Raw genomic sequence first — 17844 nt, forward strand, 5'->3', positions numbered from 1 at the left:
GATTTTTTTCTCTAGACATTTGGGGATCTATTGACGAAGTTAAAACAAAAAAATCAAAACCTTTACATCTTATAGGTTTTGATTTAAAATTAAGCATTATTTCTTTAAATCTTTAAATTCAAAATTAATAATACCAGAGTTATAAACTACTGCTAGTTTTTCGGTTTCACTATCTTGAATTATTTGCTGGTTGGCATTATTTGTTCATATATAAGTCCCTGATGATCTTGTATTTTTTACTCAAAGGTCGTTGCCTAACATATGATCTCATTCTTTATTTGAACCACCACTATGTCTAAATCCGTTATTAGGGTGATCAAGTGGCGATTTATGGCTACTATCAGCATTATCTGGTGTTTGCCAACTTGTAGGATGAGTAGACAGTCATTTGGCAAAGTCATAATTAGATCAAACATACGCTTTTGATTGAGCGTTGTTGCTATTAGACATAAATACAGAAGTAGGTGTTATTGAATCATCATGTAAACTTTTATTTTTTGCAACATTAAAGCTTTCATAACGATTGACAAACAATGAAACATCTTTTGTATTTGAATCATAATCAACGCCTAATCTCAATGTATATATTGCTGAAACCGGCATAGTTTTAGTTGAATCATAGGTTTGTGAATTTGCATTAGTAATTTCATTACCATTTGTATCAAAAATGGTATTTTTATTGTTTGTGTAATTTTGTGGACCAACTAACAATTTTCCAGGTAATATTGCTTCAACTTGAATTAAACTATCATTAATAACTCTTATTCTTAGTATTTGATTTTCCGACTCTCATGTAACTGATGTGGATTGTTGGTAAACATCGAATTCAGGAAATTGAAACTTAATATTAAAGTTAGCTTTGTCTATTCAATCATTACGTTTTGTAACTGTAGGGTTATTTGCATTGCCGCCATTGTTTTTATAATCAAATATTTCTCTAGTTTTATAATTTATAATTACAGCATCATTAGAGTTTTCAAGACCTAGTGCCTTTTTAAATGTATTAATAGTTTGTCTTTTAATTTCATCAGCATCTGTTTGAGTTCACCCTAATTCATCAGCTTTACCAATGACTTGTTTAGATTGTTTACCTAAATTACCTTTATTATAATCCTTAAAGAATAGGCTAGATGTACCGGCAGGAAGTTCAAGGTCTTGTTTTGTTTTGAATGTTATATCAACATCCTTTTCTATTGAAAATCCTGAGAATTCTTTAAATATCTCCAGGTTAGTTGGTTTAAATTCATAACGAAGTTTAAGGGTATTTGTTTTTTCTGCAATACTTGAACTGCCTGGTTTAACAAATTTAGCAGTGTTAGTATCTTTAATTAATTTAACCTTAAAGTTTAAAGGATTATAAATTGAATCTCCATCAATCTTAGTAAAGGCAAATTTATTAAATAATTCAAGAAAACCATCTAAATTTGTAATATCAAGTTCATTTTCACTATTTTTTGGAACTAATTGTTCTAATCTTCTATCAAACTCCTCTCTTGTGATACCAGACTTAGCAGAAATTTGATAATATGGTTTAGTTTTATTAACACTTGTATCACTACCTGTTTCACCTAATATATTTTCATAAAACAACTTGCTATTTGTATTGGTTCAATCTAGTAATACCTTTAGCTTAGATTCAATATTACTTAGAGCATTATTTGTTTTTTCAGATAAAAATGTATCATTAATAATATCTGAAGATTTTTCCTTAGTGATCTTATCTTTTTCACTAGCCAATGAATCGTAATTTTGAGTATATTGAGTTTCAAGCGCACTAAGTTTATCAGTGTTACTTTTTCATTTAACTGATGATTTAAATAATAATTGATATATATCATTTAAATTTTGTCTTTTATTCAATAATCCAACTAATTCTGACTTAAATTCACTAACTAAATTATCGTATCCATTAATTAATTCTTTTGTTTCAAAAGCATATCTTTGTAAATCAGGAGCAGATTCAGTAGTTTTAATCATTGAATTTTTATTCTTCAATAATTCAAATTTAGTTTTTAACTCATCAAATAACTTCTTAGAATTTTCAAATCCTGCTTTTTCAAATAATTTAGTTGAGACTGAACTTGAAAATGCATTATTATATTTATCAAATGTAGCGGTTATTTTGAAGATAAAACCAGTATTTTCCTCAATCATTTGAGCAATATCTGCTTTTATTTTTTGTATAAGTTGCTCTTTTACTTCTTTAGCTAATTTAATATTTTCAAGATTAGAATTAACAAAATCTGTTATAAAGGAATTTTGTGAGTCAATTGAAATATATTTACTATCAACGGTATTCTTGAAGTTTTTATTTTGGTTAATAAAAGTTTCAATAGTTGTTTTTAAATTTCCTAATGTTGTTAATTTATCTTTAGCGCTTTGTGTTCATAACGTATCATTAATTATATTTGCATTAAAATCAACAAGCTTTTGAAATTCGGTATTTAAAAGTGTTTGTTGTGTATCAAAAGTAGCAATAATTTGCTTCTTGTACTCATCAAGGGCTTTTCTTAAAGAAGTGTTTATTTTATTAATTGTTTCAACAGCCTCAGGATAAGTATTGTCTCTTGTCTTAACATTATCGATATTTAGAGAGTTAACGGCGTTTTCTAAAAATGTAGACAATAATACCCCGGTTTGTACCTCATTTGTTCCTTGTTTTGATAATTTATCATGAAGTTCTCTGGTTTTAGTACGAAGTTGTCTTACTGAGTTCGCTTTTTCATTAACAAGATGATCAATTTTATCCTGAATTTTCTTAATTTGACCAAGTTTTGCTAATTCATCATTATTAATATTTTTATTTAATTCTTTTGATTCAGTAATTAATTTTTGAAGTTGCGTATATGCTTCCTTAACAGCATTAGAATCAAGCAACTCATTTAAACCAGTTTGTTTATAGTCAAGGATATTTTGGGCATCTTGATATTTATAAGCTAGTGTTCTCGAATTTGTTAAAACATATTCAATCGAATCATTTCCTGTACCATTTAATCATTTTTGCGCTAAGTTAGCAAATGTATTTGGATCAGTATTTTCATCTAATTTAATTGCCTTCAATTCGTTCTCAAAATTGGTAACTTTTTTATTAATTACGTCTTTCTCACTTGTTATTATTACAGTATCATTCTTTATTTTAAGTTTAACACTAGCTAGCTGTTGATAAACTTCCAAGCGAGCCTTCAAAAGTTCAAGCTTTTTGATCTTCTTATCTATACTGTTTGACGCTTCTTCTGCTTTGTCAGCAGATGGAATATCAGATGTATAAAATGTTTTAACTGTTATTAGTTCATTTTCAAGTTCCATCTTATTATTGTCAACAGTAACATCTAGTGGTACAAAAGCACTTACAAATTGTTCAATTTCTGTCGCTTTTGAAGCTAATTCAACTAATTTTGATAAAAACGCCTTTAGATTATTAATCTTATTCAAGTTTTGCGCTAATTTTTCAACACTATTTGTTTCTTCTTTATTTGTTGAAGAATCAACAATATCGTCGATTTGCTTATTTAATGAGGTTATTAAAGTTAGATATTGCTTAGCATTTTGATATGAAGTAGAATTTTTAATGTTATTAATACCATCAAATAAGTCCTTACGAGTTTGACGAATCTTAGTTTGTTCAGAAACCTTATTAGTTAATTCATTAATAAATACACTAATTTCAGCCTGAGTTGGATTTTGACCAATATTTGGTAAGGCAGCTCACATATATTGAATTACTTTATTCTCATCAAATTGGGTTGCATCATAATTTGTTGACCCTTGACGTTCAAGTCTTCAAGTAGCAACATTTGAAGACACTTGCTTTAATAATTGAGTTAATTTTAGAGCCTCTTCACCCCTTGCCTTAACATTAGCAATTCTTTGGGCTTTTTGCATATCAGTTGTCTCTGAAAGGTTGTTAGCAGCATCTGCTAATAAAACATTTAATCAACTATCAATTTTATCGTTATTTCTCGTACCGCTTATTGATTCAAGACTATAGAAATCAAGATCACTATTAATTTCTTTAATTTTATCAATGATTTTTTCAGTTATTTCAATCACATCTAGAATACGCTCTTTTGAAACCTGAATTTTTTTAATTAGGCCAATAAATTTCTGTTTATTTAACTCTGCTAATTCATCAGAAGTTTTTGAATTATCTGTTACCACTATCTTAAATAATTCTCTTGCCTGTGATAATAAAGGATTAAGATCTTGTGTTATATACGAGTTTACAGTATCAGTTACTGATGAACCAGCAGCACTAATCACCGTTTCAGCGGACCCGATAATTAAAGCAAGTGCATCATAATATTCCTTGATCTTTTCAATTGCTTCAATTTTGGTTCTTACTTGTACAAGTTGAGCTTTGGTTGTTGATTGAAGATTTGAATTAAGAATTTGATTAATAGCTTCCTTTGTATTTGTAACTAAGAAGTTGTCAGCTAAATCACCAAGCTCAACGCTTTTATTTCCAAAAATTTGTTTAGAAAGTGTATCAACTATCACACGGTTTTGGTTTTGACCATTATTTAGTCCTGGTAATGCTCTAAAGTTTTCAAAGTGTTGCAATAAGCTAAGAGCTTTTTGTTTGTTTCTTGCTCTAAGTCCAGCTTCTTCCTTGATGCGTGTTAGTTCCTTTAAAACATACTCATTTTGTTGTTTTATTTTTAGAGTTTCTAATGGGGTGTGCTCATCACTCAACAATGCCTTAAGCTCAGCAATTGCCCTCTTATTAACATCAGTATTCGAATCTTTTTGATATAGTTCTAATTCAGTAGCTACATCAATTTGAAGCGTATGGAATTTTAACATCTCGTTAATATTAACAATTAGACCTTGTGCTATTGTAAAATCAATATCAACTGATAACTGATTATTAATTCTAGCTAAAAATCTATCTGAATGCGATTTGATAAAGGTTTTTTCTGTTGAATTATTTAGTTTATCAACATCCGTTTTAACAAATTCTTTATATTTTTCAAGAGAAATTAAAACAATATCTTTATGATATCCAGCAACCATTGCTCTTTCATTTTCTTTAATAGATTCAATAGTTGAGTTTATCGGATCATTTATATCCATCGCATATTTTTGGCGAGCTTTTTCATAATTTTCAAAATTCGTTAGTGAGTCTGGTTTAGGCAAATTATGAAATGACTTTTTATCGTATTGAATAACTTCAAGATCAATCCGAGCTTTCTCTTCACGATATTTTTTAATTAGGTCATCACGTTCTTTCGACAAATTTTTAACAAGTTCATTTAATTCACTAACCTTTGAAGCAAGACTTTCAGGTGTGTAAGTTTCACCACCAGATGATGAGTTAACTGAAAGTATTTTTTCATATGTTTCTCTTGCGGCAGCAACCTTATCCTTAACTACTTCAAGGATCTTATATTTTTGTTGTTCCTCTGATAAAACATTGACTAAATCATTAATTACAATTTTACGCAATTCATGTTTTGATTGTGAAATAACAATAGCATCTTCGATTGCTTTCATTTTTTTATTAATAATTTCAATAGTATCAGAGTTATCAGGTAGATTTTTATCAATCTCATCTAATAAAGCATTAGCATCCTTGGCGGATTCGGTTTCTACTAATGAAGGAGAATTTTTAATTTTATCAGATTCAAGAATTGCTCTCTTAACTACGTCAATAAGTTGCGTTTGTCCAGTTAAAATCTTAACAGCATCTTGAGCAGTAACATCAGAGGTTGTAGATTCTTTCCCTTTGGCATATGTGTCTATCTGCTTGATTGCATCATTAACCTTAGCTTCTATAGGTTTTAGATTAGTTAAAGATGGATATGATTTAGATTGAACATCTTCATTTCTTGCTCGAATCTGATCCTTATGAAATGCCAAGTCTAAATCATCATTTATGGCCTTGGATTGTCGTGCAGAATCAGCGACCTTGGCAACATCAGGAAGATTATTAACATTAGCAATCTGTCTTATAACTAAATCAATTTCATTTTTGGTTCTCTCTGATGAGGCAATGGCTTGTGGAACTCTTGAACGTTTGTCAGTATGAGCATTATATTCATCAGAAGTTTTTTCAAATCTAGCAATATTGTTTTCAATATCTTTAACATAAGAGACCATAGCCTTAATCTTATTTACCTTATCAAGAATTTCATCTTTTTCAGCTTTTGATAACCCCGGTTGGCGAGACTGATTTAATAATTCGTTATAAGCATAACGCAACGATGTTTCACCTTCGGAAATCGGCTGTGATGAATCCTCATGTTGATAATTTTTATTAATTAGTTTTTCAATACTCTTTATTTGCGATTCGAGGCTGCTGTCTTTTCTCTTATCTCTTAGATTTTTTAATTTTTCATCTGCAAGATTACTTAATTTATTAACTAATTCAAAATCAACAGGTGTTGCTTGAAGCGCTATTTTAATATCAGATTTTACTTTTTCAATTTCTGCAAAATCTTGTGCAAATTGATGTTTAATTTCATCATCATCTTTAATTTCATCAATTAATTTATCCAACTCATTTAAGGTAGAATTAACTTTTCTGATAATTTTTGCACTTTCTTGGATGCTATTTGTAATGCCAATTACGCTATCAATTGACTTTGTATTGCTGAATTGATTAGCTTTTTGATTATCGAATTCAAAACCTTTCAATAATACATCATTTAATAAATTATTTATTTGCGTAGCACGGTCAGCAAGAATTTTTTTTGTACTATTCAATTTATCCAACTGCGTTTGTTCATAATCAGTATAAGAATGTGGTTTTTCATTTGTTGGATTAAATGTTAAAAGTGCATAGTCCTCAACTTCACTGCGTGTTTTTGCGGCATCATTTTGATAACGAGTAGTTTCTATAATTGCTATTAGTTTATATTTTTGAATTTGGTTAAGAATATCTTTTGAAACAATGGGATTATAATTAATTGATGTTATTTTTTTTGAATCAATATTTAATTTTTCAAAGATTTTAGCTAGTAAATTAATGTCAACACTTTGAGTTTTTATGTTATTTAACTTTTCACTAGTTAATTGACTTATTTTTAATAAATCATATTCTTTTAATTTAGCAATTTCTTGCGACGTTCTTTCTTGTAAATAAGCTAACTGTGCCTTTTGCAAAGTTCTTAGTTGTTCCCTAATACTATATTTTTTACTAATAATTTGCTGTGTAGATAAGTCAGAAAGAATGTTCTCGCTTAAAATTTGGTTTTTTAAATCAGTTGCTTTTTGTAGAACGTCCTTGCTTAAATACTTAGTCTTAGTATTGGCATCAAAACCATTAATATTAATAATAGTATCTTCAATCTCTCTTGCAATATTAGCTAATTCAAGTCTAGTTTCAACCAATGTTGAGGCTAGATTATTGATTTCTACTACTCTTTTTTGGACTTCACTAATGCTAATATTAGGATTATATAAATCACTTAATTGTTTAAGAAGAATATTTAATTCTTGTTCATTTAGTAATTTAGGATTATTTTTATGGACTTGCGTAAATTCTTTAATAACATTTGAAATTTCATTATCAACATATTGCACATAATTGATTCTATTCATAAAATCAATCACTTTATTAATAATTTCTTGTTTATTGTGTTTATCAAAATCGACAATATTAATTAAATTTTTATATGTTTTCTCTTTTAAAATAGATTCAAAATGTTGAGTTAAATTATTAATATTCACATTCTTTACATATTGAACAAATAAACCAAAATCATCAATGATTTGTTTTAAAGAGGTTTCTTTATCATTTAAAGCCTTTTCATAAATATCAAAGTTTGCTTTGGCTAATTTTAGATCAGCTATTGTTAATGAATTATCAATTTTAATAGAAACGATATTCTTGTAATAATCGAATAAAGCTATGTAATTTTTAGTTACTTGATAATTTAAAATTTCATTTAGAGATTCTTGCGTAATCATTTCATTTCTAATTACAAATGTAATCATTTGATCAAACACATTCTTATTTTGATACACAGAATTGGTTAATAAAATTTGATCACCAAGCAACTGAAGTTGTTCAGATAAATTCTTATCAGTTTTTCTATCAATGGACTTCTTAAGAATTTCTGATGTAATAAATAAGATATTAGCATCAACACTTTTTTCAATACTATGAATTGTTTTTTCATAAAAATCATTGAATTCTGCATATTTAGTCATGCTTCTAATATCCATTAATTTATTTTCAACCAATTGCTTATTTATGGATATATCATTAATTCTAAAATCATTAAACAATATATCATCTTCAATTTGTTTAATAATTTGCTCAATATCACCACGTAATGCTTTTGTTGGCAGCATTTTCTTTAATTCAGCAATATTTTCATCAAAACTATTATTTGGAACCAATAAATATTTTTCAATTAATTCCCTTTGCAATTCAGTTTTGGCGCTTAATGACTCACTGTATTTATTAATTCAATTAAATTGTTGTTCTTTACTTAATTGATTAAGATTTGAAAGGCTTATTTTTATATCGGTTAAGTCGACTGAATCAAATTGATTCTTAATATCTATTTCCCTAATTCTTGATGCCTGATCTCTCAATAATTCTTCAATGTTTTTTAAATCATTTTTACTAAGTTCTTCACTATTTATTAATCTTTTAACATATTTAATTATGTAATCTTTCTGAAAATTTTTAATGTTATCTAAGGCAATAAATTTTTCAACAGCAGATGACTCAGGATTTGATAATGTTAATTTAACAAGGTTATTAAGATTATTAAATTGCGATTGTTGTTTTGGACTGAAGGATAATTTCTCAACCACTTTATTAAAAAGTAGATTACTATTTTCAAGTTGTTTTAATAATCTGTCATTAATTTTTGGAGCGGTAGTTTTATGGTTAGAGTTAGTCAAATACATTGCTACAAGAGTTGATGCAGTAGCAATGGTTGCCATAACAACAGCAGCCGTTCTTTTCTTAGTTATTTTGTTCATTATTTATCCCCTTCTTTATCTTCATGAATTTTTACCATGAAATCAAAATGATCATATGCCTTTAAAATTTGTGGTTCATTCCATTCTTTTCCACCACGTTTACCTTTTGGATTATTATTTTGATGGTAGTCAGGATAACCACACCCTTGTTGATTGTTTGCTTGTCTTGTTTTATCAGTTCACTTTGCCGCAAACATTTCGGCAAAAACATATGCCTTAATATTAACATCATTTGGATGAGCTTTAACTAGTGGATTGTTATTTATTTCATTTTCCTCCGTAGTATCTTTTGGAGGATAGAAATATCATTTTGAGTGACCCGATAAAGTCATTTTAAATGATGCATCATTTTTATTTATATTATTTCGAATTAATAATTCATATCATGTGTGTAGCACACCAAAATCCATTCTTCCATCTTCCTCAAAAACAACTGGTATTGTATAGCCAAAAGGAATTCAGTTTCTAAAGGTATTAGATATAAAATCAAGATCGGCGCCCGTTTGTGTTCAATATGAAAACATTTTACCATTCGATAACATTGCATGTTTGAATTGTCTACCACTACCATTTTCAGCGAAGATAAAGCTTTTTGAATTATCTATTTTAATTTTATATTTTAAGTTATTATGCGAATTTGAAAGATCAAAGTTTGTGTATTTACTCTCCATCGCTTCTTCTAATGTTAATTTATACAAATCAACATTTTGCGGCTTCTGAAGCTTACCAAATAATAAATCATCTCATTGCTGACTACTAAACGAAACATCCTCACGAATGAATTTAAGATTGTGGTTTAATAGATGTTTATTTGCACCTTCCGCAATGGCATTCATTAGGTTAACATTCATATTTCTATTGTTTCAACCTGCTTTTTTTGCCTCAAATATTTTGTGATTGTTAACAAAAATTTTATTTGTATTAAGTGTTTGGTTTTCTTGCCCTAAATCAGTTTTTGTAACCCTAAAGAATGGCAAAGTTTTAAATGTAATTCAAACATCATTAAATGTTAAAGTTCTATCAGCTACATCATTGAAAAAGTTTTGATTTGAATGGCTTGAAGGATGCTTATATACAACCTTAAGATTAATTTTTGTCTTCTTGGTTGAAGTATCTGTTTGTAAGAATTCAGGTGCTCATGAATTAGAAGTTGCAGTTCTTGTAATAAACACCCTAACATTAGTGGTATTGTAAGGTAAATTTCCGTTATTTTTTAGAATAGCAAAGACGTCAAATAAGTCAAGCAATCCTTGATTTTGCGTGATATCTAATTCAGTTACATTTGATTGATTATTTATCTTGTTAATTTCTTCAACAAAGTTTTCATACAAAGTACTTGATTTAGGTTTTATTTCCCTTATTTTCTCAGCATTATTTTTATTCAAATAATCAAATAAGAAGATATTATTGCTTGAATCATTAATTCAGCTATTTAAATTATTAAGATTTGAAAAAATAGCTTTTAGTGCTTCTTGCTTAGCAGCTACAGAAGAGTTTTTATTCATCAATGCCTTATCTGTATTTGATTGTTGCGTTACGGCTGAATTATGTATTGCGTTGTATGAGTTAATTATATTAGCAAAGACACTATTTGATGAATTGTTTTGTTTGAAATTATCTCCAGCGACCAAATTAAGCATATGCTCAAGCACACTTTTAGAAACAACCTCAGTATAGAAATTAATTAAATTACCAACTGCTTTTTTAGCGGCATCCAAATTACCAGAACCATATATTAGATTATCGATTGCTTCTAGAGCGGTAATTATTTTTTCAATAGCTTCATAGTATTTCTTAAAATCATCTTTTACTGCGTTCTCAGTCGAGGCATTAATATCTTGATTAAAGTTTATATTTAATTTCTGTACTGCAAGATTGTTAAAATCAGAAGGAAGAGCAGTATTTGCTTGGTTTATCTTTTGAATATTTTGTTTAATCTCATTTATACCATTAATATTATCACTGCTTGTAGTATTTAATTTTTCATCTAATAATTTTATTATTTTAAAGATATTGTTCGTACTTTGATCTTTCATTTCTTCATTAAATGAATTAATTTGGATCTTCAATTGTTCGGCAGCATTCTTTGTTAATGTTTTAATAGCTTGATAGTCATTTTCTAAGGTATTTGAGGTATTTCTTAACTCTTGTGAAATTAACTTATAGTTTGAAGTATCTTTATTTAAAACTTGATCAGCTAAGTTCACATTATTTTCAAAACCATTAATCAACTTATCAATATTAAATAAAACACTTAATTTTTTAGCTCGCTCAGTAGTCAATTGCTTATTACTATTATCTATTGAAACTTGTTGTGATTTAAACAATTTAACATACGAATCCAATCTATTCTTGACAATAGTTAAATGATTTTTTTCGAATTTAATGATTGCAGCTATTTGATTTGTAAGAGCTTCTTTGGCTTTTAATAATTTTTCGTTAGCATCTTTAATGTTTGCTAACGTATCAAGAGATAAATTAGTTGACAACGAAACTGCATCATTAGTAAAACTGTCTTGCAAAGGCGTCTTTGTTTTATCAAATCCAATATTCGTGTATGAAGAAGTTAGAAAATTATTTGCTTCATCAATTTGCACTTTTAACTCACGTAATTCTTCACGTTTTTGATCCTTAAGTTTTTGAATTACACTTTCAGTTGGATTTGTAAGTTTAAAGATAGAAGCTAGTTTATTTTCTTCATTATGTGTCTCATTTTTTAAATTATTTTTAGCTTCATCGACCGCTTTCTGCAACAAAGTATATAAATTCATCATTGTAGCACTTTCCTTGGTCTTGTAAGCATTATCGGCGCTAGTTGGTATAAATGCTTCTGCTTGAGTTATAGCCTTTTTAAGTTCGATGCTGTTTTTTAGACTAATATCAAAGCTATTTTTTCCTACTTCTAAATAAGTTTCTTTTAGGGCTTCCAAGCCACGAACATCAATAGCATCGCGGTTGCCTAATTCAACTAATAAATTATCAAGAATTTTTCTTAATGGTTTTTTAGCTTCTTCATCTAGGTCATTTGAGCTTGTTAATTTACTTAATTTATCTGAATATGAAATTAAAATATCAATCTTCTTAGCATTACTTTCAATTAATTTATGTTTTGCTTCAATTTCAAGAGTAATCAAAACTCCAAAGTAAAAATTATCTTTTGATTGTGCTGCTTGTGTTTTTTCAACATTATTAAATTCTGTTTCAAGAGTTTGAATAGCATTGGTTAAAGCTTCTGATTTGTTTGTTGCAGCCTTACCTTTTGTGACTTGTTCCTTAGCACTTGCAACAACAACAGCCAAATCAGCATACTTTTCAAATAGTGAATGTGAAGATAAAACTTCTGATTTTATATTATCAATCGCATTTATATCAGTAGCATTAATAACCTTTGAAATAGCATCTAATCTCTCTTTGAATCTAGTAGTTCTATCTTTTTTAAGTTCATCAAAAATCGTTTGGGTTTTGTCCTTATATTTATCCAATGTTGTTAGCATATTATTTTCATCACTAAATGCTTTTTGAATTTCAGTGTATGCTGTTTTTCTTGAATTATATAAAGCTTGGTATGCAAGATGTTGGCTTTCCAGCGTTTTAGTTGCTCCATCAATTTTTGAAGTTATAGTAATAGGCGCAAATACATCAGCTGGTAGTTCGGGAATTGAGTCATTTACAAATTGGCCTATGTTTTTCTGATCAATTTCATAACCATATTTTTGGCCTTCAAAACTAAACTCTCCTAACGAATCATAAGTTGATAAGATTGTTCTTTGTTTTTCGATTAATCTCTTGAATTTGGTTACTATTTCATCTAGAATTTGCATTTGATTTAGGTCACTATTTACCTTTGAATCTTTTGCAAATGATTCTAACTTTGCAACATATTTGGTTAGCATCTCTTTAGCAGCGGCTGCACCAGTATTGTTTCTGCCTTCTTTATAGGTCATGCTTGATGATTCATCTTTTAGAGTTTTTATATTATTGTTTAATTCAATTATTTTCTCTAATCTCACAACTAATGAAGATAAATCAGCTTTCTTTTGACTTAAAATTGAAAACTTAGATGGATCATTATATGAAGACTTAGCATCATTTATTTGTGTTTCAAATTGTTTCTTTAAATTATCAAAAACATCCTTGATGGGACCATCAGTAACTGAAAGTTTTGCTACTTTTTCCTCATTTTCCTTAACTGCCTCTGCTAGCGATAAAATAGTTTTAAGATTTGTTTTTACAATTTGAAGTTTTTTATTTACTTCATTAACTTCTTCAACATATTTAGCTTTATCATTGTTATAAACAATATCCTCAAGTTCTTTAGTATATTTTGAAATTAATCCATTAGTTCCAATTAATGATTCCTTAACCATAGAATCATATGTTTGCGCATTAAACTTGCCTTCAACTTCTTTTTTGAATGCCTCAAATCTATCTCTTTGGTTTTGTTTTAATTGCTCAAAAGGTACTGATTCTGCAAATGCATTGCGTAGTTCAGTGATTTTATCTTCAATTAGAGCTGTAGAAGCATTTTGGCCTGGAACTGACTTAACTAAAGCATCTGCTAGACGTTTGTATGCATCGGCACTTCTACTATTATTTTTCTTTAGCTCTAGTAATCTTTTTGAAACAGCTAGTTGTTCTTCGATTAGATTTCCTAGTGTTTCCATTCGTTTAGTTTCGGCTAAAACATCATTTACATCTGTAGAGTTAACCTTAGGCATAACTTCATTGTCTGCGTGTGTGACAGTTTCACTAATGTTTGCAATAAAGCCTTCAATAGTTAAGTTATTTTCAAAATTAATCATTGGAGACTCATTCATTTTATTTTTTAGCTCATTTAGTTTATTATCAACTTGTGATTTAGTATTTTTAAATTCATCTTTTCTAAAACTAATATCAACTTTTGAAGCTAATGCTTGCAATTCTTCGAATTTAGCTTTATCATAATTTGATTTATTAAACTTATCTTGAGGATCTGATTTTTGGCTACTAATTAAATCATCAAATTTTATTTTTAGTTTTTGCAACTCTGACCCATTAGTTAAACTAGGTGTTTGTACTAAAACCGAAAAATTATTATTTTTTTCTTCATTTAGAAATTTATCAATTTGCTTTTCTAAACGATTTTTGGCATCATTAAATAAACTGTGAATTTCCTGTTTTTTAACCATAAATTGATTAATTAAATATTCAATTCTTTGTTTTTGATTAGCAAGGTCAGCCTTTGTTGTACGGTAATTTGAAATATAAGCGCTAAATTTAGCGATTTCATCTTCTATTTCCTTATCAATCTTTTCAAAAATATATCTTTGTGATTTATCATTTTGGTCTGATTTATATTGATTATCTCTTACAACTTGTAAGCGTACAATAGCATCCTTAACTTCTTTCGATATTTCAATCTTTGCATTAATTTCATTTAAGGAAATAATTTTATCATTAATTTCAGCTAAGGAATCATTCAGCGATCCTCTATTAACATTTATAACTTGTGTAAAAGCGGTATATAACTCAAAATATTTAGTCTTATCAACTTTTGATAACTCAATAGCAGACAATTTTGTTTTTTCCAGTAAACTATGTTGTGAACCAATTTTAGCTACTATCTTATTAGTGTCATTAATTATATTTTGATAGTTAAAAGTGATACGTTGTGCTGTGCCATCAATTTGGAAGTTCTTTGATTCAATTTCCCTTTGAATTACCTTAATTTTTTCTTCTTCAGTTTCTTTGATTAATTTATCATATAAACCTTTTAGTTCGCCTTGTAAAGCATCAATGCTTGAAATCATACCATCAATAGTTTTTTGAGCACTATCAATAGCACTAAGACCATCTTCACTAGCTTTTTCGAATATTGATATATCACCATTAATTAAAGCAAACGGATCATTATTAATTTTTAAATTGTTGGATAAATCGGCATCAGCAATTTTATTATTTCCTAATAAAATTTTTTCTTTAGTTAATTTGTCTTTCGCTACTTCAAGTTTAATTTTTTGAGTTTGATTAGCGATATCAACATTTTGTTTTGTAATTCATGTCTTATTATGAATCTCAGGATTATATAATTGTTTTTCAATTATTGTGTGATATTTTTCAATTAAAGCATCTGTTTGGGTATTTAAAACTTCGAGTCTATCAACTGTTGTTCTTATTTGATCTCTTGCTTCCATTGTTTTAAATAAATTATTATTAGTCGAATCAGCTTTTAGCGCATGATACACTTTTTTTGCTTCGTTATTTTCGACTTCAAGTTGCTTAATAGACAATTCGAATGTTGCCGCAACCTCGATAGATTCACGTAAAATATCAAATTTATTGGATATTAATTGGCGCTTGTCGCTCTTTTCTTTTTCTGATAAAGTTTTATCATCTTTAATAGCATCAACTTCCGCTTGAAGACTATTTAATGTTTCTAAAAATTTAGATTCAACAGGAGTAGTTTTACCTTCTTCACGTCGAGACGAAAATGTATCATCAATAAGTTGAGCAATGATTGCTGATTGAGTTGATGATTCGAGTTTTGAACGTTTATTTTCAAAATCATTCAAAGCTGTTGATAATTTAGATTGAATATCATCCAAATCATGTTGTGTTGGATCGGCTAGTGCTTCATCAGCTAATCTCTTCAATTTTTGAATTTCATTTAATTCCTTACCCAAATATGTTTTAACTTTTTCTTTATTTTTAACAATAGCCAAAATTTGAGCAGTTTCATCCTTTGTATTTTCTAATCTTTTAGCACTAACCACTTTCTTAGAATATTCATCCTGTAATTTTTTGAGCTTAGCAATCTCTATTTCTTTTTGTTCGTGGGTAAGCTTATAATCTTCCATAATTAATTTAATATCAGCACTAATACGTGCTGTTTTAAACGATAAATCTTTAGCCACTGGCGAGTCAGGATTATTTTTTCACTCTTTTTTTATAGCTTCCAATAACTTGTTATTGTCTTCAAAAATCGGGCTAGATTGATGCGACAACCTTGCAACATCAAAGAAATCAAGAGCTTCCTTGATTAAACCACCCGATATCGCTTTTTGACCATTAGGTAAAATGGCTTTTTCATCTTCAAAAACGGACATTTCCTTACGTGTTGCAGTTGAATAAATTGAAGCCAATCCTAATAATTTAGTTTTTAAACTATCATATGTTTTTTTGATTGTTGGATAATATTTATTTATATTAACGATTTTTGAAACTTCGCCTTCGATTCCTTCAATAATAGTTTCAATTTCCTTCTTGTTGGCAATTCTTTCATATTCGCTATATTCCTCAAATTTACTACTTAAATCGGCAAGAGAAGTATTCTCAAAGTCAATTTCATTAATAGCTAAAAGTGCTTGTTGCACATTTAAAAGCGTAGAATCATCATTTACAAAAGTTTTGTTGTATCTATTTTTTCCAGATGTAAATTTCAACTGTTTAGATAATATGTTGAATTGTTCTTTATAGAAATTTTTAAGGGTATTATTAGTGTCAATATCACTTAATATCTGATTTATAGTTGAAACATATTCAAAGAAACCAGCACTACTTTTGAATTCTTGATTTTCAATTTTGTCAATAAGCTCTTGTTTAAAATTTGCATCTTGAATTTTATTAATTTCTTCCTTCGCATCATTAAGTAATTTATTCGCAATAGCTATTTCATTTAACGCCCTATACAAATCGGAATGAATTTTATATGCTGGAGTTTTTAATTTGTTGGTTGAAGGGTCTGCATCTTTAACCTTATTATTTGCTTGCATAATAGCAAAATCAATAGCACCAATAAACTTGCTATCAACTTGTTGTTTAATTTTATCTGCTTGTGCAATTAAGTCTTTCACCTTGTTTAAGGTAGTTTCATCACTGCCAAAATAGTCTGATGTTTTGTTGATTATTGTTGATATATAGTCACTTATAACTTGTGAAGCCGTTATTTTTTTTGAATCTTGCAGTCCTATAACTTCAAATGATAGATTTCCTTTATTTTCTATTACAAACTTCTTAATAGCATCTAGTTCATCATAAATGATTTGTTTTATTGTCTGGTCTAAATCCATTGTTGCAACTTGGTTTTTTGCCTCAACAATTTGTGAATAAATTTTTTGAATTTCAGCTTCATTATTAATTGATTCATCTTTAAATAAATCATTACTTTGTGTTGTGAACAATGTATCTAAGACATCAACAACACTATCCCTAGATAAAACATTTTGTTCAAGTTTGCCGTTGATAAAATCAATTAATTTTAGAACCTTAACATTCTTAATACTGATATTAAGTCTATCTGTTTTTTGAATATTCTTTAAGACAAAAACATTCATTTTTAATTCTAGATCAAATGCTATCTTGTCTTGCTTAGCAATTATTTTTTCAACCTCATCAGCAAATTTTTGTTTATCATCATAAGTTTGCTGACTAGCATTATAGATGTCTAGTTGTTTATTAAACTCATTTTTTAAATCTGGTGACTTAACTAAATTGCCTAGTTGTTCTATAGCATCACGCGCTACTTTTGTACTGTTTGAATCAACAAGCATTAAACTACTTACCATTCTTCTTAAAATATTTCTTTGATCAAGCATATTTCTAATAGCCGAGACAGCATCAGCTGTTTGATTGCTAATTTTATTTGCGATTAATTGATTTGCATAGTTAATTGCTGTTTGTAATTTATTTTTTGATTGCTCCGAAAGCATTTCATCATACTTATTTAAAAATATTCTAGCCTTCTTTTGCTCTTGAACCAAGTCATCATGAGCTTTTGTATCTATTGACTTATATTCAGTATTGTGAAGAAAAGGAACAATAGCAGCTAAGGTAATAGCCGGTATTGCAGTTAATAAAGAAGTTACAATAACACCTTTTTTTACTTTTCTATGCTTCTTTTCTAAATCTAAATTTCTTTCATTCATG

Annotated in this window: 2 protein-coding genes; both read right to left on the bottom strand. The window is 28.3% G+C overall.

Features of this window, described 5'->3' with window-relative positions:
• Positions 1–96: 96 nt before the first annotated feature.
• The gene (locus ACWXVK_RS00430) at positions 97–8940 is read right to left on the bottom strand and encodes a hypothetical protein (protein ID WP_456016865.1); all 8844 of its coding nucleotides are present in this window, start codon (positions 8938–8940) and stop codon (positions 97–99) included.
• Entirely contained in the window at positions 8940–17843 is an 8904-nt protein-coding gene (locus ACWXVK_RS00435; RefSeq protein ID WP_456016866.1) for a hypothetical protein, read from the bottom strand. The genes ACWXVK_RS00430 and ACWXVK_RS00435 overlap by 1 nt, the downstream gene beginning before the upstream one ends.
• Between the last annotated feature and the right edge of the window lies 1 nt (position 17844).

Source organism: Mycoplasma sp. 3398, assembly GCF_053851555.1.